Source organism: Rhodoferax sp. RT4P68 (assembly GCF_056521305.1).
The window spans coordinates 58,971-77,064 of sequence record NZ_JBWMBB010000018.1 but is presented as its reverse complement, the minus strand read 5'-3'; the positions used below and the strand labels follow the sequence as shown (position 1 = coordinate 77,064).

Sequence of the window (18,094 nt, the reverse complement as noted above, 5' to 3'; positions counted from 1 at the left end):
TGCAAAAGGGGGGTGCATCTGGCGTTGCGTGTCGCCGGGTGATGCCGCGCGTGGTTGCCCCATCGCGCACAATTCGCGCCTCACACAGGGGAGAGACGGCATGACCCATCGGCTCACAGAGATCGCCACGCGTCCTGCGCCCCGTCCGTTCCGGCTGCAGCGCTGAGCGCCGCGCGAGCACACCGCCCCCTTGCTCCGCCATGGACCCGTACTTCGACGATGACATCACGTTGCGCCAGCTGCAGGTGCTGCTGGCCTTCATGGAGGCCGGCAACCTGGCGCGTGCGGCCGAGCGGCTGCAGACCAGTGCCGTCAGCGTGCACCGGGCGTTGCACGCGCTCGAAGAAGCCATGCGCTGCGTGCTGTTCCGCCAGGAGGGCCGCAACCTCGTGCCCACCGCCGCCGCACTGCGATTGGCCGAGACCGCGCGCGACATGGCGCGCCTGCTGGCAGAGGGCGTGCGCTCCACGCGAGAGATCGCCGGCTACGCGGCCGACCGTCTGCGCATGGGCTCGATGTATTCGCTGACCAGCCGCGCCGTGCCGGCCCTGGTGCTGGGCTTGAAGCAGCGCCGGCCCGAGCTGCAGACCGAGCTGATACTGGGCTCTAACGCCGACCTGCTGACCAAGCTGCGCGACGGCTCGATCGAGGCCGCGCTGATGGCTGTGCCGGCGGGGGCGGCGGATGTGGAGTTCGAACCGCTGTTCGAGGACGAGGTGCTGTTCGCCGCGCCCGCCACGTCGCGCTACGCGCAGCTGGCCGAGGTCGATCTGGGCGCCTGTGCCGATGAGCGCTTTGTGAGCCTGACCGAGGGCTTTGCCACGCAGGCGAGCTTTGCAGAGGCGTTTCGCATTGCCGGCTACGCGCCGCAGATCGCCATGCACACGGGGGACATCTACTCGCTGATGAATCTGGTGGCCGGTGGCGTGGGCTGCACGTTGCTGCCTGGCCGCATGCGCAATGTGCTGCCGCCCAATGTGCAGCTGGTGCCGCTGCAGGCGCGCTACCGCGTGCGGCAGACGATTGCGCTGAACTTCCTGCGCATGCGCGAGCGCGATCCGAATCTGCTGGCCCTGTTGGCGGTGTGCCGCAGTTTGAAGGCTTCGCTGCGCTGACGTGCGCTGACTGCGCGGTGGTCCGCGTGTGGGGTGTGTTGGGACTGCTGGGTGTGTTGGGTGTGCGGGTGTGCGGGGTTGCGGGGTTGCGGGTGTGCTGGGGGCCGCCCGGCATGGGGCACCCCCAGGGCCGGCCCGGCTCAGCGCCCCTCGCCCAGGGGCTCGGGGTCCCCTGCGGTGCTCGCGGCATGGGCGCATTGCACAACTCGCACCACTCACTGCGTTCGTTCACCTCGAACAGGTGCAATGAGTCAGTTCACGAAGCGTGCTGCGCCGCCGCCCATGCCACTGCGCTCCTCGGCGCATCTGCAGGGCCGGCCCTGGGGGCACCCCAAGCCGGGCTCGGTGCGGCTGACTCCGATGCGGGGTGCTCGCTGGTAGGCCGGCGAGAGGGGCCGCTGGTGGCCGGGAGAGAGCCCGTTGGTAGGCCGGCGAGCGAGCCCGTTCGTAGCCCAGTGGAAGAGTCCGCTAGTAGCCAGGCGAGAGAGCCCTCGTCACGCGAGCCGGTCCCCCGGGCAGCGCTTCAGCCACCCCCCACGTAGCCCGGCCTGGGGTGGCCGCCGTGGCCAACCTGTGGCCGCGCCGAGGAGCGCAGGACTGCGGGCGGCGGCGCAGCACGCCTCAATGACTGACTCATTGCACCTGTTCGAGGTGAACGAACGCAGTGAGTGGTGCGAGTTGTGCAATGCGCCCGCAGGCCGAGCACCGCAGGCTGCCCGAGCCCCTGGGCGAGGGACGCGTCCACCGGGCGGCCACGGCGGGCACCCCAGGCCGGGCGGCCCCGGCGGCCCCGGCGACCCGGCGGCCCCAACGGCCCCAACGGCCCCGGCGACCTCAACGGCCCCGACGGCCCCGACGGCCACGACGGCCACCCTAGGCCGGGCGTCCAAGGCGGACCCAACAGCGCCCGATCCCCCGACCATCCAACACGCGCCGCACATCCAACCATTCCTCTGCGCGTAACGGTTGCGGGTACGGCGTGATTGATGGTGCGACGACCTGTGCGTATCGTCGGCCCATCACCCTTGGCACCTGCCGTCGCCGCCCACCATCCGAGAGCTTCGCCCCATGAACCCCAGAGACTGGAACACCCGCGCTGACCGCCGCGCCGCCCGGCTGGCGCGCGCCGCGCAAGCGCTCGGGCCGCAACTGGTCGGCAAGCTGGCGGCGGCCCAGGCCATCGGGGCGCTGCTCGAAGCGGTGATCGAACCCTTCGACCGCGTCTGCCTGGAAGGCAACAACCAGAAGCAGGCCGACTTCCTGGCCAAGGCGCTGGTGCAGGTGGACCCGGCCCGCGTGCACGACCTGCACATGGTGCAGTCGGTCCTGGCACTGCCCGAGCACCTGGACATCTTCGAGAACGGCGTGGCGTCCAAGCTGGACTTCAGCTTCTCCGGCCCGCAGGGCGCGCGGCTGGCCAAGCTGGCCTCCAGCGGGCGCATCGCCATCGGCGCCATCCACACGTACCTAGAGCTGTTCGCACGCTACTTCGTCGACCTCACGCCGCAGGTGGCGCTGGTGGCGGCGCACGCGGCCGATGCGCAGGGCAACCTCTACACCGGCCCCAACACCGAAGACACGCCGGCCATTGCCGAGGCCACGGCGTTCTCGGGCGGCATCCTGATCGCGCAGGTCAACGAGCTGGTGGACGGCACGACGACCAAGCTGCCGCGCATCGACATTCCGGCCGACTGGGTGAGCTTCGTCGTCAAGGCGCCCACGCCCAATTTCATCGAACCGCTGTTCACGCGCGACCCGGCGCAGATCAGCGAGATCCAGGTGCTGATGGCGATGATGGCCATCAAGGGCATCTATGCCGAGTACGGCGTGCAGCGGCTGAACCACGGCATCGGCTTCGACACGGCGGCCATCGAGCTGCTGCTGCCGACCTATGGCGAGCAGCTCGGCCTCAAAGGCAAGATCTGCCAGCACTGGGCGCTGAATCCGCACCCGGCGCTGATCCCGGCCATCGAGGCGGGGTGGGTGCAGTCGGTGCACTCCTTCGGCTCCGAGCTGGGCATGGAGGACTACATCCGCGCGCGCTCCGACGTGTTCTTCACCGGGCCCGACGGCAGCCTGCGCAGCAACCGCGCGTTCTGCCAGGCGGCGGGGCATTACGCCTGCGATCTGTTCATCGGCTCGACCTTGCAGATGGACCTGGACGGCAACAGCTCCACCGCCACGCTGGGCCGCATCGCCGGCTTCGGCGGCGCGCCCAACATGGGGGCCGATGCGCGTGGGAGGCGGCATGCCAGCCCGGCGTGGCTCAAGGCCGGTGCGCAGGCGCGAGCGGGCCGCAGCGGCGCGGCCGGCACGCCTCGCGGGCAGAAGCTCGTGGTGCAGATGGTGGAGACGTTTCGCGAACACATGCAACCGGCCTTTGTCGACCGGCTCGACGCCTGGACGCTGCAGGAGCAAACCGGCATGGCGCTGCCGCCCATCATGGTCTACGGTGATGACGTGACGCATGTGCTGACGGAAGAGGGCATTGCCAACTTGCTGCTGTGCCGCACGGACGAAGAGCGCGCCCAGGCCATCCGCGGCGTGGCGGGCTATACCGCAGTGGGCCTGGCACGCGACAAGCGCGTGGTCGAGAACCTGCGCGACCGGGGCGTGATCCAACGGCCCGCAGACCTGGGCATCGACCCGCGCGAGGCCACGCGGAACCTGCTGGCCGCACGCAGCATGCGCGACCTGGTGCGTGCGTCGGGCGGGCTGTACCAGCCGCCCAAGCGGTTCCGGAACTGGTGAGGCGCGAGCTATGCGCAGAGCGAGAGGCACACGATGAGCGACATCCCCGCAGGGCTCGAAACCCTGGACTTCTCGTACACCGGCGGCCAGCCCGCCGGTGCGTTCGCACCCGTGCTGGTCGGCGTGGTCGGCTCCGGCAACCTGGAGGTGATGCTGGAGGCCACTCCCAGCGCCGACTGTGCCGTGCGCGTGGAAACCTCGGCGCGCGGCTTCGCACCGATTTGGCAGGCCGTAGTGGACGACTTCCACGCCCGCCACCCGTTGGCCGGCGTGCGCGTCTCCATCAACGACATGGGCGCCACGCCCGCTGTCGTCAGCCTGCGGCTAGACCAGGCCGTGGCCGAACTGCCGAAGGGAGCACCGACATGATCAGCTACGCCGAATGCACGGCGCGCGAGCGTGTGGCGCAGCTGCTGGATGCCGGCAGCTTCCACGAATGGCTGCCGCCCGCTGAGCGCATCACCAGCCCGCACCTGGCCCAACTGGGCGTGCCCTCGGCCTTCGACGACGGCGTGGCCATCGGCCGCGCGCTGCTCGACGGCCACACCGTCTTCGTCGCCGCGCAGGAGGGCGAGTTCATGGGCGGCGGCGTGGGCGAGGTGCATGGCGCCAAGCTGGTCGGCCTGCTGCAGCGCGCGCTGCGCGACAAGCCCGCAGCCGTACTGTTGCTGGCCGAGTCCGGCGGCGTGCGGCTGCATGAAGCGAACGCCGGCCTGATCGCCGTGTCCGAAGTGATGCGGGCCGTGCTCGACGTGCGCGCCGCCGGCATCCCCGTCATCGTGCTGATCGGTGGCGCCAACGGCTGTTTCGGCGGCATGGGCATCGTGGCGCGCTGCGCCGACCACATCGTCATGAGCGACATGGGCCGGCTCGCCATGTCCGGCCCCGAAGTCATCGAGGCATCCCACGGTGTGGACGAGTACGACGCACGCGACCGCGCGCTGGTCTGGCGCACCAGTGGCGGCAAGCACCGCTGGATCAGCGGCGACTGCGACGCGCTGGTCGAGGACGACGTGGCGGCCTTCCGCGCGGCGGCCATCGCGGCGCTGACGCAGGCCCGGCCCGTCACGCTGGCCGCGTTGGAAGCCGAACATGCACTGCTGGCCGCACGCCTGGCCGCCGTGCCCGAGGCCACATGGAACGACGGCGCCGAGGACGATGCCATGCGGCTGTGGGGCCGGCTCGGCGTGGCGGATGCGCAGCGCGTGCCGGCGCTGGACGTGGCGGCGCTGCACCAACAAATATCTCCACGCGTCGCCTGAGCGCGACGCCGAAGCACAACAGTCGAGAAGACGCAGCTTGATGGTTCCACAACGACAAGGAGACAACGAGATGACGGTGATCGCAGATTCCCTGGTCCGCCATGCCGCGCGCGGCGGTGCCGCGTTGGCGGTGGTCTTACTGGCCGCGTGCGGCGGAGATGATTCCACGCCGCAACTGCCGGTTGCGCGCAGCGCGCTGGTGCCGCCCGACAGCACGAGCCCGTGTCCGATCACACGCTCGGGCATCGAGCGCTTGGACGTGAAGGGCACCGGCCTGGCGTTCAACGGCGCCAGCTTCGGCAGCGTGGGAACCTACACCTACACCTTGGCTGAGGCCACCGCCACGGTGTCCCCCAAGGACGACTGCGCGGCCACCATCGTCGACTTGCCCAACACCGCGGCCGACGCGGCAGGCAACGTGCGCTACACCTTCGACGTGGTCTTGCTGGCGCCCACCGATGCGGCGCGTGGCAACGGCACGCTGTTGTACGAGGTCTCCAACCGCACCAACGCGCTGCTGGTGCCAGTGCTGAACGAGGGCTCGGTCAACGACCTGTTCAGCAATGTGCGGCCACAGGTCGTCACGACGGCCACCGGCCATGTGGCCGGTGTGGGCGCGGGCAACGGCTTCCTGATGAACCAGGGCGCCAGCATCGTCTGGGCCGGCTGGCAGGGTGACCGGCCGCAGACGCTGAACGTGGCCTCGGCCGCCATCAGCACCACGCAGCGCTGGTACGCACCGGGCATGACGCTGCCCATCGCCGTGGACGTGACCAACGGCAACGCGCCCATCACCGGCCGCGTGCAGGACGAGTTCATCGCCGACAACGCCACGGCCAACCTGCTCGGCACCTACTACAAACAAGCGCCCGGCACGCAGGGCGCGGCCACGCTCACGGTGCGCAAGACGCCGATGTCCGCGCCGATCACGGTGGCTTCTTCCTTGTGGACCTACACCGCCGGCAGCGGCACGGGCGTGGCCGGCGGCACGGGGGCCGACGGCTACGGCTACGTCACCATCGACCGCGCTGGGGTGCGTGCCGATGCGGCCTACGCCGCCGCGCTCGATGCCGGGCTGGACAACGGCAGCATCTACCAGTTCAACTACACGGCGGTGGAGCCCAAGGTCATGGGCCTTGGCTTCCTGGCCACGCGCGACCTGGTGAGCTTTCTGCGCCACGGCACCGCCGGCAACCCGATGGCCGGCCGCGTGCAGACCACGCTGTTCGGCGGCATCTCGCAGTCGGGCCGCTATGTGCGCGATTTCCTGTGGCAGGGCTTTAACGCCGACGCGCAAAAGCGCCGCGTGTTCGACGGCATGCTGCCGCTGGTGGGCGGCTCGCGCAAGACCTACACCAACTACCGCTGGTCCAAGCCCGGCGACTACTCGCGCCAGCACGAGACGCACTACACGCCCGGCGACCAGTTCCCGTTCGGCTACGCGACGTTGACCGACCCGGTGGGCGGCCGCACGGACGGCCTCTTGATGAAGTGCCTGAAGGACGGCACCTGCCCCAAGGTCATCCAGTACGACAGCCCCATCGAATTCGGCGGTGCGCGCGCCTCGCTGGTGGCAACCGATGGCCTCGGCAACGACGTGACGGTGCCCGACAACGTGCGCCTGGTCTATTCCAACGGCACGCAGCACAGCCCTTCGCAGCTGGCCGCCAACGCGCGCACGCAGCCCGACATGACGGTCACGCGCAGCGTGGCCGCGACCTCGCCCGGCCATGCGCCGACGGTGGTGAACGCCAGCACGGCGTTGGTGCGCGCGCTGTACCTGAACCTGGAAGGCTGGGCCAAGGGCACGGCGCAGCCGCTGCCCAATGCCTGGCCGTCGGCGCGCGCCGGCACGCTGGCCGTGCCCACGGCATCGCCTGCCAGCCTGGGCGGGCCAGACCTGTCGGGCGTGGCCTTCACCGGCGTGGCCGGCACGCCGGGCCTGGCCTTCAACGGCGTGCACAACACGCTGAGCCTGAACGACGAGAGCGTCATTCCCTCGGCGGTCTCCAGCAAGCTCTACGTGGTGCAGTTGCCCACCGTGGACGGCCAGGGCAACGAGGTGGCCGGCGTGAAGATGCCCGACTCGTCCGTGCCGCTGGCCACCTTCACCGGCTACAGCCTGCGCAAAAGCGGCTTCGTGGCGGGTGACCAGAACGGCCTGAACGGCTCGCAGCTGGCCTTCGCGCTGACCGATGCGCTGCGCCAGGCTGGCGACCCGCGCCAGAGCGTGCAGGGCCTGTATGGCTCCAAGGCCGGCTACATCACGGCCGTCGACCAGTCGGTGACCGATCTGGTGGCGCGCGGCTGGATGCTGGACGGCCTGCACGGCGCCGACGACGCCGCCGCCTACCGCAACCGTGCGCAATCGCAGACCGCACAGCCCGGCTTTGCCGCGCTGCCTTGAACCACAACCCGGAGACGAAACGACATGCATCCCATCCTGTTCCCTCGCCGCACGTTGCTGCGCGCTGGCGCCGCCGGCATCACCCTTGCGGCTCTGGGCGCACGCGCCCAATCCACCTGGCCGGCCAAGCCGGTCACCCTGGTCGTGCCGTTCCCGGCCGGCGGCGGCACGGACGCCTTCGCGCGCCCGTTGTCGGCGCAGTTTTCCAAGCTCACCGGCAAGACGCTGGTGGTGGACAACCGGGGCGGCGCCGGCGGCACGCTGGGCGCCACCATCGCCTCGCGCGCGCAGCCCGACGGCTACACGCTGTTCATGGGCGCCATCCACCATGCGATCGCCCCCTCGGTCTACCCCAAGCTCGAATACGACCTGCAGCGCGACTTCGTGCCGCTGGCGCTGCTGGCCGAGGTGCCGCAGGTGGTGGTGGTCAACCCCAAGCGCGTGACCGCGCCGGACTTCAAGGCATTCCTTGCCGAGCTCAAGCGCAGCCCCGGCAAGATGAACTACGCATCGGCCGGGGGCGGCACCTCGCACCACCTCGCGGGTGAGCTGTTCAAGCAGCAGACCGGCACCTTCATCACGCACATTCCTTACCGCGGCGCGGGCCCGGCGCTGCAGGACCTGATCGCCGGCAACGTGGACATGATGTTCGACGGCCTGGGCTCGTCGGCCGCGCACATCAAGGGCGGCCGCATCAAGGCGCTGATGGTGGCGGGCGCGCAGCGCAACCCGTCGCTGCCCGACGTGCCCTGCGCGGCCGAGCTGGGTCTGCCCGACTACAAGGTCGTGACCTGGTACGGGCTGTGGGCGCCCAAGGGCCTGCCTGCCGATTTGCAGGCGCGCATCGTCGAAGAGGTCAAGCGCGCGGGCGCCGCAGACGAGATCCGCGCCGTATGGGCCAGCAACGGTGCGAACTTCGGCACGCTCACGCCGGCCCAGTTCGGTGACTACGTGCAGGCCGAGATCACGCGCTGGGCGGCCGTGGTGAAAGCCGCCAACATCAAGCTGGACTAAAAAATGAGAACAACCCCCTGCGCGGCTTCGCCGCTTCCCCCTTCTGCTGCGCGACGGGGGACGCACCCAGCGGCCTGGCAGAGCCAGTTCCGCGGGTGCCCTGGCCTGGCTCGTTCCGCAGCGGTGGCTCAAGATCTTTCCTTCATCTAAGGAACACCATGACGCCCGACTGGAACACCCTCGCCACCGCCTTGTTCGGGCCCGACCACGGCGTCACCGCTGAAGGCGATTTCCTGCAGGGAACGGCGCTGCTCGACGGCGCGCCGATCACGGTGGTGGGCACGACAGGCCACGCGCCCATCGGCGTGGCGCTGGCACTGGCGCAGGCGCGTGTGGTGCTGGACACCATTGCCCAGCACCCCGGTCGGCCCATCGTGCTGCTGATCGACACGCAAGGCCAGCAACTGCGCCGGCGTGACGAGCTGCTGGGCATCAACCGCGCCATGGCGCATCTGGGCATGGCCATCGACCTGGCGCGGCGCAGCGGCCACCGCGTGTTGGGGCTGGTGTACGACCAGGCGCTGTCGGGCGGCTTCATCACCTCGGGGCTGATCGCGGACGCCTGCTATGCGCTGCCCGAGGCCGAGATCCGCGTCATGCGCATCCCCGCCATGGCGCGCGTGACCAAGCTGCCCGAGGCGATGCTGACCGAGCTTTCCAAAGCTAACCCGGTATTCGCGCCGGGCGTGGGCAACTACGTGGCCATGGGCGGCGTGCGTGCGCTGTGGCAGGGCGATCTGCAGGCGGCGCTGCGTGAGGCATTGGTGGATGCGCCAGTGGCCGATGTGCGGGCGCAGGACGGTGCTGCGCGTGGCGGCCGCAAGCTGGCGGCTGTGGTGGCGCAGCGGGTGCTGGACGCGGCGTGACATGAGGCCGCTGCACCGCCACCAGCTCGCGTGGCTGACCGACGCCGGGTGGCAGCGCGTGCAGGGCGGCGCGTGGGATGCGCAGGCGCGCGATTGCCTGGCGCATTGGGCGCATCGGCGGCTGCCGCTGGTCGTCTCGCGGCAGCGGTTGCAGGGTGAGGGCCGGGGCGGCAGTGGCAACAGCAGCAGCAGCAGCAGCAACAGCAACAGCAACAGCAACAGCAACAGCAGCACCAACCGCGAGCTTGTCGTGAGCCTTGGCCTGCCGGCGCCCGGCCGCTGGGACCGGCGCCGCCTGGCGCTGTCCGTGGGGGCGACCGAGATCGAACGCTTCGGTGCCTTTCCCCGTGCGTCCGAATTGCCATGGCTGTTGCCTGCACCAGCAAGCGACGCGTGGCGTGCGCTGTGCGAGGCGCTGTTGGCCTGCGGCGCGCCATCGCGCGTCTACGGCAGCCACGGTTGGCAACTGCTGACGGGCCTGGACCACCTGCGCCCGGGTTCCGACATCGACCTGTGCATCGATGTCAACGGACCGGCCCAGGCCGACGCTGTGGCCACGCTGTTGCGGGCCTGGTCCGACGACCCCGCGCGGCTGGACGGCGAGCTCGTGTTCGACGGTGGCAGCGCCGTCGCCTGGCGTGAGTGGGCGGCCTGGCGCGCCGGGCGCACGCCCTCCGTGCTGGTCAAGCGGCTCGATGGCGTGGCGCTGGCGCACGCGCCGTTCTGGCGCGCCGCAGAGGCGGCGTGATGCACGCGCGACTGCTGCTCCGCGCCGCGCCATGCGGCATCACGCCGCAGGCCATCGGCCGCGCTGCCACGCTGGCGCTGTACGACGAATTGGCCCTGTCACCCAAGCCCGGCCTGGTCACGCTGAGCGACACCGGCAGCCACACGGACATGGACGCCGCCACTTTCATGCGCAGCCTGTTTGCGCTGCGCAGCTACTTCCCGCGCATCGCTGCACTGGGCCGTGACGGCGCGGCGTTCGGCGCGCTGCAGCGCTGCGGCATCGACGCCGAGGCCCGCATGCTGGCCGCCACCGGCGGCATCAACACGCACCGTGGCGCCATCTTCATGCTGGGGCTGTTGTGTGCGTCAGTGGGCGCCGTCGTGCAGGCTGGCGGGCCGCTTCGGCCGTGCGCCGTGCGCGCCATGCTGCAGCAGCGCTGGGGCGGCGCGCTGGCCGCACGGGCGCAGCAGGCACCCTCGATGCCCGGCGGCCTGATCGCGCGTCGCCTGGGCTTGCGCGGTGCAGCGTACGAGGCGGCGAGCGGATTCCCTGCCTTGTTTGAAACGGCTGTGCCGGCGCTGGCCGATGCGCAGGCGCGCGGCCTGCCGCCCCGGCTGGCACGGCTCGACACGCTGTTCCACGTGATGGCTGTGCTGGACGACAGCAACCTCGCGTTGCGTGGAGGCCTGGAAGGCTTGCGGTATGCGCAGGCCGCCGCGCGCGCGTTCATCGCGGCCGGCGGCGCAGCGCAGCCTGGTGCACTGGCCGCCGCCGCCGACACCGGCCGCGCGTTCGTCGCGCGTCGCCTCTCGCCCGGCGGGGCCGCCGACACCGTAGCCGCCGCCTGCTGGCTGCAACGCGTGGCCGAGTTCTGACATGCCTGCCTCCATGGCCACCTTGCACACGGTCCGGCCACGGCCTACCAACGCGCAGCAGTCGACACCGTGGCCTACGCGCTGATGTTCTCGGGCCAGGGCCTGCAGCACCCCGGCATGCTGCCCTGGCTGGCCGAGGATGCGCTGACGCGCGGCGTGGCCGCGCGACTGGGCGTTGCCGACTGGCGCGCTGGGCCGGCCGATGCACAGCACCTTGCAGCGGATGCAGATGTGTGGCCCGATTGGGCCGCCCGCAACGCCCACGCCCAGTGCCTGCTGACCGGCCTGGCGCTGGCCGCCTGGTCGCAAATGGCGACGCAGCTGCCGCCACCCGCTGCCATTGCCGGCTACAGCGTCGGCGAGCTGGCGGCCTTCAGCGCGGCCGGCGTGTTCGACGCCGCGACGGCACTCGACCTGGCCGGCCAGCGCGCCGCCGCCATGGACGCTTGCGCCGCCCAAGCCCCCGGCGGCCTGCTGGGCCTGAGCCACATTGCCCCGTCAACGCTCGATCGCCTGCTGGCCGGCAGCGGCCTGGCCATCGCCATCCGCAACGCACCCGACAGCGTGGTGCTCGGCGGCCCGCCAGCGGCATTGGCGCACATGGCGGCGGCGGCCATGGCCGAAGGTGCCCACGCCACACCGCTGCGCGTGGCGGTCGCGTCGCACACGCCATCCATGCAGCCGGCGGCCGATGCCTTCGCCTTGGTGCTGGCCGGCCTGCCGCTGGCGCGCCCGCGCACGGTGCTGTTCAGCAACGCGGCCGACCGCATCGCCAGCGCCGAGCAGGCCCGCCACGCACTGGCTGCACAGATCGCCACGACCGTGCGCTGGGACGAGTGCATGGACAACCTGCACGCCCGCGGCGTGGGCCGTGTGCTGGAGATCGGTGCCGGCCAGGCCCTGGCGCGCCTGTGGAACGCGCGCTTCCCCGAAGTGCCGGCGCGCTCGGCCGACGAGTTCCGTAGCGCGCGGGCGGTGGTGCAGTGGCTGGGGCAGGGGTGAGAGAAGGGAGGCCAGGTATCGAATGGCGTTCTGGCGGTGACCGCTGCAGGGTCAAAGACAGCGCAGTCTTCGTGATACGAGCGGACGCCCGAAGCCCTGACGCCGTCCCGTCCTCCGGCGCTGCGCCACCCAGGCCACGCGGGCCGTCAACATCAGCCTGACCTTCCGCAACTGGCTGTTCGGTGCGCACATCCACCACTACGAACTGCAGGGCGCGGACCGGGCCACCTATGGCGACAGATTGCTGGCCGAACTGTCCGAAGCGTTGCGCGGCCACTGCGTCAGCAACAGCGACCGGCGCCAGCTCTATGGCTACCTGGCTTTCTACCGCGCCTACCCGCAGATTGTGCGGACGGTGTCCGCACCATTCGCAGCGCTGCAACCTTCGCCGCCGCGGGGCGAGAAAGTGCGGACGCTGTCCGCACAATCGCCGGCCGTGTCCGCTGCGGACCCGGCACTGCTCGTCAACCGTCTCTCGTACAGTCACTTCGAACAACTGGTGGACCTGGACGACACGCAGCAGCGTGCCTTCTACGAAGCCGAAGCCCTGCGCGGCACCTGGTCCGTGCGCGAACTCAAGCGCCAGATCGCCACGCAGTACTACCAGCGTAGCGGCTTGTCCACGAACAAGGCCGCGTTGTCGAAGCGCGCCCATGCCGGCGCCGAGCGGGCCGCGCCGCAGCATGTGATCCGCGACCCCTACGTGTTCGAATTCCTGGGTCTCAAGGCGCAGGAGGTGGTGACCGAAGCCAATTGGAAGACGCCCTGCTCGACAAGCTCCAGGCCTTCCTGCTGGAGCTGGGCCACGGCTTCTGCTTCGAGGCCCGGCAAAAACGCCTGCTGATCGGCGGCGAGCACTTCTTCGTGGACCTGGTCTTCTACCACCGCGTGCTCAAGTGCCATGTGCTCATCGAACTGAAGAACGACGCCTTCCGCCACGAGCACCTGGGCCAGCTCAACAGCTACGTGGGCTACTACCAGCAGCACGAAATGCGCGACGGCGACCAGCCGCCCATCGGCATCCTGCTGTGCACGCGCAAGAACGCCGAACTGGTGCAGTACGCACTGGCGGGCATGAGCAACCAGTTGTTCGTGTCGCGCTACCAGGTGCAGTTGCCGGGCAAGGAGGAGATGGCGGCGTTTCTGCAGAGGGCGGTGGAGGAGTTGGGGGCCAGCCAATGACAGCGGCGCAGCTCGCGAGCTCAAGCCGCGACGGTGGTCAGGACAAACACGCGACCGGTCGCACATCGACGTGGTCACCCTCAACCCTGAACGAACGGAGGTGCTCGACGCCGCGATTGCGCGCATGAATATGCAGCCATTGGCTGCTTGAGGCGACAAGTAGCTTGACGCGCACCGGATGCGCTGCCGGTCCTCAGGGTGGATGTGGGCCAGCCACCTGTCCGCACTGCTGAAGGTGAACCAGGTGGATTCGTCGTGCCCCTGGCGGCTCACCACCAGTGGCAGTTTTTCGCGGTACACCGGCGTGCCGGCCAGCGCGGTGCGCACCAGAGGGTCGACCTCGGGCCAGATCTCGGCCCAGACTTCGTGCACGGGCGCGCCCATTGCGCACGGGTGTTGGCCGCCGAGCACGCGTGCATAGGGGTCGTTGTAGACCATGCCCAGTGTGTCGCCCCAGGCCAGCCACATTGGCAGCGGCGAGTCGAGCGCCAGCGACACGGCGGCCCGCAAGGCGCGCGGCCAGGCACCGGGGTCATCGCGGCCATGTCGCCTGACGATGGGTGGGCGCCGTGTCTGAAAATCAGCATCGCTTGGGGTCGGCGCGTGTTGGCGCCACTGCGGTGAAGCCGCAAAATCGCAGGCCCATTGGCCGTTGAGGCCCTGTTTGTCTTCCCGGAATCTTCCACGATGCAAGCCATGTTCCCCCACGGTTTCGCGGGCCAGCCCGAGATCGACGAAGCCTACGACCCGTTCCGCCGCGCTGCCGATGCAGCAGCCTCGAACCGGCACTTCGCCGAGCGCAGCGAGGAGGCTCGCCGCACGCTGGCCTACCGCCCGGCCGTCCCCTATGGCCCGACCCGGGCCGAGACGCTGGACATCTTCCCCGCCGCCCGGCCTGGCGCGCCGGTGTTCTTCTTCATCCACGGCGGCTACTGGCGCGCACGCGCCGCGCGAGACTTCAGTTGCGTGGCCTTCGGGCCGCAGGCGATGGGCTTCACCACGGTGGTCATCGACTACGCGCTGTGCCCGGCCGTCACGCTGGACGAGATCGTGCGCCAGGTGCGTGCGGCAGCGGCCTGGACGCTGCGCCACATTGCCGAGCACCACGGCGACCCGCAGCGCATCGTCATCGGTGGCAGCTCGGCCGGCGGCCACCTGGGCGCCATGCTGCTGACCACGCGCTGGCGCGAGGACTACGGCCTGCCGGACGACCCGTTCGCCGGCGCCGTGCTGCTGAGTGGCCTGTACGACATCGCGCCCCTGCGCTACAGCTACCTGCAGCCGCTGATCCAGCTGGACGAAGGCCTGGTGCGCCGCAATTCGCCCACGCACCTGGTGCGGCCCAGCGCCACGCGGCTGCTGCTGGCCTGGGGCGGGGCCGAGCAGCCGGCGTTTGCGCAGCAGTCGCATGGCTTGCACGACGCATGGCAGCGGGCGGGCAACCACAGTGAGCTGCTGGAGCTGCCGGGGGCGGACCACTTTCAGGCAGTGGTGCCCCTGGAGCAGCCAGGCAGCGTGCTGTGCCGGGCGGTGAAGGCGTTCGCGGGGGGTTGATCGCGCAGGCGCGTTCAGCGCCAGACGATAGGCAAACGGGCCAGGCGCTTACAGCGCCCGTGCGCCTGGGATGACCTGGAATCCGTGGTCGGTCGGCACACTCCTTTCACCGTCTCGCAAGAGGCTTTCACAGGAACACGACATGACGACTGCCAACCAGATCCAACCGACCGCATTGAACATCGACCCGACGACCGGCATGCCATTGACCCAGGCGAACGGGAGCGAGATCGTCAGCACCGAAGTGCTGACCGACGACGACGTGGCCGACGTACTGAACGATCTGCTGGAGAACGCGCGCGACGGCGAGTACGGCTTCCGTACCTGCGCCGAGCAGGTCGAGTCGGCCGGTGCCAAGCAGCTGTTTGCCTCGCGGGCAGACGGCTGCCGCCAGGCGGGTGAAGAGCTGATCCCGCTGATCCGCCAGTACGGTGGCGAGCCCGCTTCCGGCGGCACGGCCGCAGGCGCACTGCACCGCGGCTGGGTGCAGATCAAGGGCACCGTGGGCGCGGACAGCGAGCTGTCGATCCTGGAATCGTGCGAGCGTGGTGAAGACACCGCCATCGCACGCTACCGCAAGGCGCTGAAGCAGGCACTGCCGGCTGGTGTGCGCGCCGTGGTGCAGCGCCAGGCCGATGGCGCGCAGAAGAACCACGACCAGATCCGCGACCTGCGGGACGCGGCGCGCGCACGCGGCTGATGGGGTGAGGGGCGGGTCCGCAGGTTAGCCTGGCGGGCCCGTCAGCGAACAATCTTTGTCAGCTTCTCGAAGCTGTCGAAGACGTCGTACCGAACGTTTTCGGGATTGAACCGTCGATTGATTTCCTCAAAGAACTTCCGCGCGCATGCGATCTTCGTCGCCTCGATGGGCCTGAGCGCCAGTGACGATAACGACCCCTTGGTCTCCGTCACAAAGTACATGTGCCGGACCCGGCCCTCCTGGAACGCAATGGCCCAGTTCGGGCTGTAGTTGCCCACCGGCGTGGGGCCTGTTCGTCGGACGGGCGGTAGCTCTCACTGGCACGTTGGGGTAGTCCCAGCCTTCGCGCAGGGCCGAGTGCGAAAAGATGAAACGCACCGGCTCGTCCAGCGACAGCAGCCGCTCCTTGTTCTTCAGGATCAGGTCGTAGGCGTCCACGTCGTCCGACAGCCCGGCGTTCTCACCCCGCGCCGCCACGGCAGGGTCGGCCAGTCGGCGCGTGCGCTTGTCTACGGCGAAGTAGCCCTCGTGCGTCTTGCTGGCGTCGATGGCTTTCAAGTGTCGGATGTAGTCCGTCTCCACAAGCTCCATCACCTCGTTCTGGTACAGGCGGTCCTCTTTCTCGAACACGCGTGCGTAGCCCTGGGTCTTGAACTTGAGCTTCATGCTTATTTCTGCAATGTCTTTCTGCAATGCGCCTTTGGCGCGTCTTGCAGAAAGAAATAAGTCATTGATTCAAAACAGAAAAATTTCTGGCAGGCAAGGTTAGCCCGCAATCCCTCTATTTTTCTTTCTGCATCGCATGTCTTGCAGAAAGCCGGTTCGCGCGGGCGCGCCGCTTGCACGCTTCACGATGTTTCCGTACGTCGTTCTGCAACACCGCACGGAAGGAGACTGCAAGAAGGCGCAAGTCATTGTTTTTTCAGGATTTTGCGCAAGGGCTTGACCCTGACGGCATCCATTTCGGGTGGATTCCTTTCTGCAAGTTGCCAGACCGGCTGCGCCCGGGTCCCACTGTTGCGGATCCGGCCCGCGCGTCGCAGATTGCTCAGCAGGTTGCCGATCTTGTGGTCCTTCTGCACAGGCGTCAGCGCGTCGCTGAGCTTTTGCGTCAGCAGATCGTTGACCTCCGCGCGCGTGGCCTGGCCGAATTCGGTGAGCAGGTCCACGACCTGCTGCACATAGAACGCATCGTCCAGGGCGCGCGTGCGGATGTAGTCCGCCTTGCTGGCCGTGGCCTTGGCCACGACGGCAGACACCCGGTAGCTCGGTTTGCGCCCCTCGATCAGGCCAGCCTTGCGCAAGCGCGCGGCCACGGCATCCTCGATGGGCAGCTTCTTCTGCACCCGGTCCAAGGCCAGCACATCGGCCAGGTCCATCTGCGTGTTCTGGATCAGCATGCGGCTGTACGACGGGTCCACCACGGCACCGTGGATGGTGAGCCTGACGGCGCCGCTTTCCGTGAGGTCGTAATCGGGCAGCGGAAAGTAGCGCCGGGCCTGGCGCGCATGCATGTCGTGGATGCCGAAGCCCATGGTGTCGATCATCGACAGCTCCGCCATCGCCTGCGCCAGAAACGGGTTGCGGTAGCGACGAGGCAGTCGGTTACCTGGGATGTAGTCCTCCGGCTGCCCCTCGAAAAAGCTGCCTTCGTTCTCGAACAGCAACCGGTCCGGCTGCTCGGTGACAGCCACCCGGCCCATGCGCCCATAGTCCTGGTGCGCCACGCAGTTGTGCAGTGCCTCCAGCACGATCTTCTGGTCGTACTTCGACACCTCGACCGGCAGCAGCGCGTCCTGCGGCAGGATCCGAAGCTGGATGTTGCGGATGCGCTGGTAGAGCTGCGTGGTGCTCAGCAGAAAGGGCGGGCCGAAGTGTTCGTAGGCGCGTTCGGGGCCGTCGAGCTTCCAGGTCAGTTGGGCGGGGTGCGGCGACAGGTGCCATGCGGACTCGGCCTTGCCCAGCAGCAGCAGGGCCGTGCGGGTGACGCGGCCGTCCTGCGTCACGTGGGCGCGGTCCAGGAAGGTCGCCGTCGGCCAGCCCATGACCTCGGCTGCGTCCAGGCGGTTGGCGTGCTTCTGCGCGAACAACTCCCGCGCTTTTGCCACGGCCGCGTCGTCCAGGTTGTCCAGCGTGGCGCCGGGCACGACCTGTGCCGACCAGTCCTGCGCCAGGGTTTGTTGCCGGATGGCGTCGAGCTTGTCCAGGCCCAGCGGCGCGCGGCTTTCGCCGGCCCGCGCGTAGTAGTGGCCCTGCCAGGCCATCGGCATCCCGCGCGGCGCGGGTGGAATCTCGAACAACACCACCCGCCCGTTGGCGTGGTCCAGCACGTGGATGTTGCGGAAGGTGATGCTGGGCTCCGTGCCCTGGGCCACCTGCTGCTTCAGGCTCTGCAGCCGCTCTGGCTCCGGGCGGTAGTCGCTACCCACCACGGCGCGTTGCTTGTCATCCACGCCGAACACCAGCCAGCCACACTCCGCGCCGCGCAGATTGGCCTCGTTGCCCAGCGCAGAGAAGTACTGCCCGATCCTGTCGGTGTCGTAGTCACGCCCGGCGCGCTTGAACTCCACCACCTCGTTCTCCCAGGTGGCGATCAGGCGGTCCAGCAATGCGGTCAGCGTGGCCTGGTCCATGGC

16 protein-coding genes are annotated in these 18,094 nt (G+C 69.3%); 14 read left to right on the top strand and 2 right to left on the bottom strand.

Going from position 1 to position 18,094, the window contains the following annotated elements; translation table 11 throughout:
• Positions 1 to 200 precede the first annotated feature (200 nt).
• From AC099J_RS28695 to AC099J_RS28630, 14 genes are all read left to right on the top strand, one after another.
• Positions 201 to 1,115, top strand: coding sequence for a LysR family transcriptional regulator (locus AC099J_RS28695; RefSeq protein WP_479618729.1), 915 nt, complete (start codon positions 201 to 203; stop codon positions 1,113 to 1,115).
• A gap of 1,068 nt (positions 1,116 to 2,183) precedes the next feature.
• Positions 2,184 to 3,866, top strand: a complete 1,683-nt coding sequence (gene mdcA, locus AC099J_RS28690) for a malonate decarboxylase subunit alpha (RefSeq protein WP_479618728.1) — start codon at positions 2,184 to 2,186, stop codon at positions 3,864 to 3,866.
• Between the two features lie 33 nt (positions 3,867 to 3,899).
• A complete protein-coding gene (gene mdcC / locus AC099J_RS28685) occupies positions 3,900 to 4,235 on the top strand; it encodes a malonate decarboxylase acyl carrier protein (protein WP_479618727.1) in 336 nt (111 codons plus the stop codon).
• A complete protein-coding gene (locus AC099J_RS28680) occupies positions 4,232 to 5,128 on the top strand; it encodes a biotin-independent malonate decarboxylase subunit beta (protein WP_479618726.1) in 897 nt (298 codons plus the stop codon). The genes mdcC and AC099J_RS28680 overlap by 4 nt, the downstream gene beginning before the upstream one ends.
• Before the next feature lie 70 nt (positions 5,129 to 5,198).
• On the top strand, positions 5,199 to 7,535 hold the full coding sequence (locus AC099J_RS28675) for an alpha/beta hydrolase domain-containing protein (RefSeq protein WP_479618725.1): 2,337 nt from the start codon (positions 5,199 to 5,201) through the stop codon (positions 7,533 to 7,535).
• 24 nt (positions 7,536 to 7,559) lie between these two features.
• Positions 7,560 to 8,549 carry a Bug family tripartite tricarboxylate transporter substrate binding protein gene (locus tag AC099J_RS28670; protein ID WP_479618724.1) on the top strand — a complete coding sequence of 330 codons (990 nt, stop codon included), beginning with the start codon at positions 7,560 to 7,562 and terminating at the stop codon, positions 8,547 to 8,549.
• A gap of 158 nt (positions 8,550 to 8,707) precedes the next feature.
• Entirely contained in the window at positions 8,708 to 9,415 is a 708-nt protein-coding gene (locus tag AC099J_RS28665) for a biotin-independent malonate decarboxylase subunit gamma (RefSeq protein WP_479618723.1), read from the top strand.
• A gap of 1 nt (position 9,416) precedes the next feature.
• A complete protein-coding gene (gene mdcG, locus AC099J_RS28660) occupies positions 9,417 to 10,163 on the top strand; it encodes a malonate decarboxylase holo-[acyl-carrier-protein] synthase (protein WP_479618722.1) in 747 nt (248 codons plus the stop codon).
• Positions 10,163 to 11,020 (top strand): triphosphoribosyl-dephospho-CoA synthase, encoded by an 858-nt coding sequence (locus tag AC099J_RS28655; protein ID WP_479618721.1) that lies wholly within the window; start codon positions 10,163 to 10,165, stop codon positions 11,018 to 11,020. The genes mdcG and AC099J_RS28655 overlap by 1 nt, the downstream gene beginning before the upstream one ends.
• Before the next feature lie 69 nt (positions 11,021 to 11,089).
• On the top strand, positions 11,090 to 12,022 hold the full coding sequence (locus AC099J_RS28650; RefSeq protein ID WP_479618720.1) for an ACP S-malonyltransferase: 933 nt from the start codon (positions 11,090 to 11,092) through the stop codon (positions 12,020 to 12,022).
• Between the two features lie 151 nt (positions 12,023 to 12,173).
• Complete coding sequence (locus AC099J_RS28645; protein ID WP_479618767.1) at positions 12,174 to 12,866, top strand: DUF1016 N-terminal domain-containing protein; 693 nt, start codon at positions 12,174 to 12,176, stop codon at positions 12,864 to 12,866.
• Complete coding sequence (locus AC099J_RS28640; protein ID WP_479618719.1) at positions 12,776 to 13,204, top strand: PDDEXK nuclease domain-containing protein; 429 nt, start codon at positions 12,776 to 12,778, stop codon at positions 13,202 to 13,204. Before AC099J_RS28645 ends, AC099J_RS28640 begins: the two co-directional genes overlap by 91 nt.
• Positions 13,205 to 13,900: 696 nt before the next feature.
• Complete coding sequence (locus AC099J_RS28635) at positions 13,901 to 14,758, top strand: alpha/beta hydrolase (protein ID WP_479618718.1); 858 nt, start codon at positions 13,901 to 13,903, stop codon at positions 14,756 to 14,758.
• 142 nt (positions 14,759 to 14,900) lie between these two features.
• Positions 14,901 to 15,458 carry a ferritin-like domain-containing protein gene (locus tag AC099J_RS28630; protein ID WP_479618717.1) on the top strand — a complete coding sequence of 186 codons (558 nt, stop codon included), beginning with the start codon at positions 14,901 to 14,903 and terminating at the stop codon, positions 15,456 to 15,458.
• A gap of 41 nt (positions 15,459 to 15,499) precedes the next feature.
• On the opposite strand, the gene AC099J_RS28625 is transcribed toward AC099J_RS28630, so the two are convergent.
• Positions 15,500 to 15,736 carry a restriction endonuclease gene (locus tag AC099J_RS28625; RefSeq protein ID WP_479618716.1) on the bottom strand — a complete coding sequence of 79 codons (237 nt, stop codon included), beginning with the start codon at positions 15,734 to 15,736 and terminating at the stop codon, positions 15,500 to 15,502.
• A gap of 633 nt (positions 15,737 to 16,369) precedes the next feature.
• On the bottom strand, positions 16,370 to 18,091 hold the full coding sequence (locus AC099J_RS28620; RefSeq protein WP_479618715.1) for an RNA-binding domain-containing protein: 1,722 nt from the start codon (positions 18,089 to 18,091) through the stop codon (positions 16,370 to 16,372).
• Between the last annotated feature and the right edge of the window lie 3 nt (positions 18,092 to 18,094).

Bases quoted from the DNA above. Each gene is read 5' to 3' on its own strand.
- AC099J_RS28665 (WP_479618723.1), top strand. From the start codon at position 8,708: ATGACGCCCGACTGGAACACCCTCGCCACCGCCTTGTTCGGGCCCGAC.
- AC099J_RS28630 (WP_479618717.1), top strand. From the start codon at position 14,901: ATGACGACTGCCAACCAGATCCAACCGACCGCATTGAACATCGACCCG.
- AC099J_RS28635 (WP_479618718.1), top strand. From the start codon at position 13,901: ATGTTCCCCCACGGTTTCGCGGGCCAGCCCGAGATCGACGAAGCCTAC.
- AC099J_RS28695 (WP_479618729.1), top strand. From the start codon at position 201: ATGGACCCGTACTTCGACGATGACATCACGTTGCGCCAGCTGCAGGTG.
- AC099J_RS28620 (WP_479618715.1), bottom strand. From the start codon at position 18,091: ATGGACCAGGCCACGCTGACCGCATTGCTGGACCGCCTGATCGCCACC.
- AC099J_RS28655 (WP_479618721.1), top strand. From the start codon at position 10,163: ATGCACGCGCGACTGCTGCTCCGCGCCGCGCCATGCGGCATCACGCCG.
- AC099J_RS28675 (WP_479618725.1), top strand. From the start codon at position 5,199: ATGACGGTGATCGCAGATTCCCTGGTCCGCCATGCCGCGCGCGGCGGT.
- mdcC (WP_479618727.1), top strand. From the start codon at position 3,900: ATGAGCGACATCCCCGCAGGGCTCGAAACCCTGGACTTCTCGTACACC.
- AC099J_RS28670 (WP_479618724.1), top strand. From the start codon at position 7,560: ATGCATCCCATCCTGTTCCCTCGCCGCACGTTGCTGCGCGCTGGCGCC.
- AC099J_RS28680 (WP_479618726.1), top strand. From the start codon at position 4,232: ATGATCAGCTACGCCGAATGCACGGCGCGCGAGCGTGTGGCGCAGCTG.
- mdcA (WP_479618728.1), top strand. From the start codon at position 2,184: ATGAACCCCAGAGACTGGAACACCCGCGCTGACCGCCGCGCCGCCCGG.
- mdcG (WP_479618722.1), top strand. From the start codon at position 9,417: ATGAGGCCGCTGCACCGCCACCAGCTCGCGTGGCTGACCGACGCCGGG.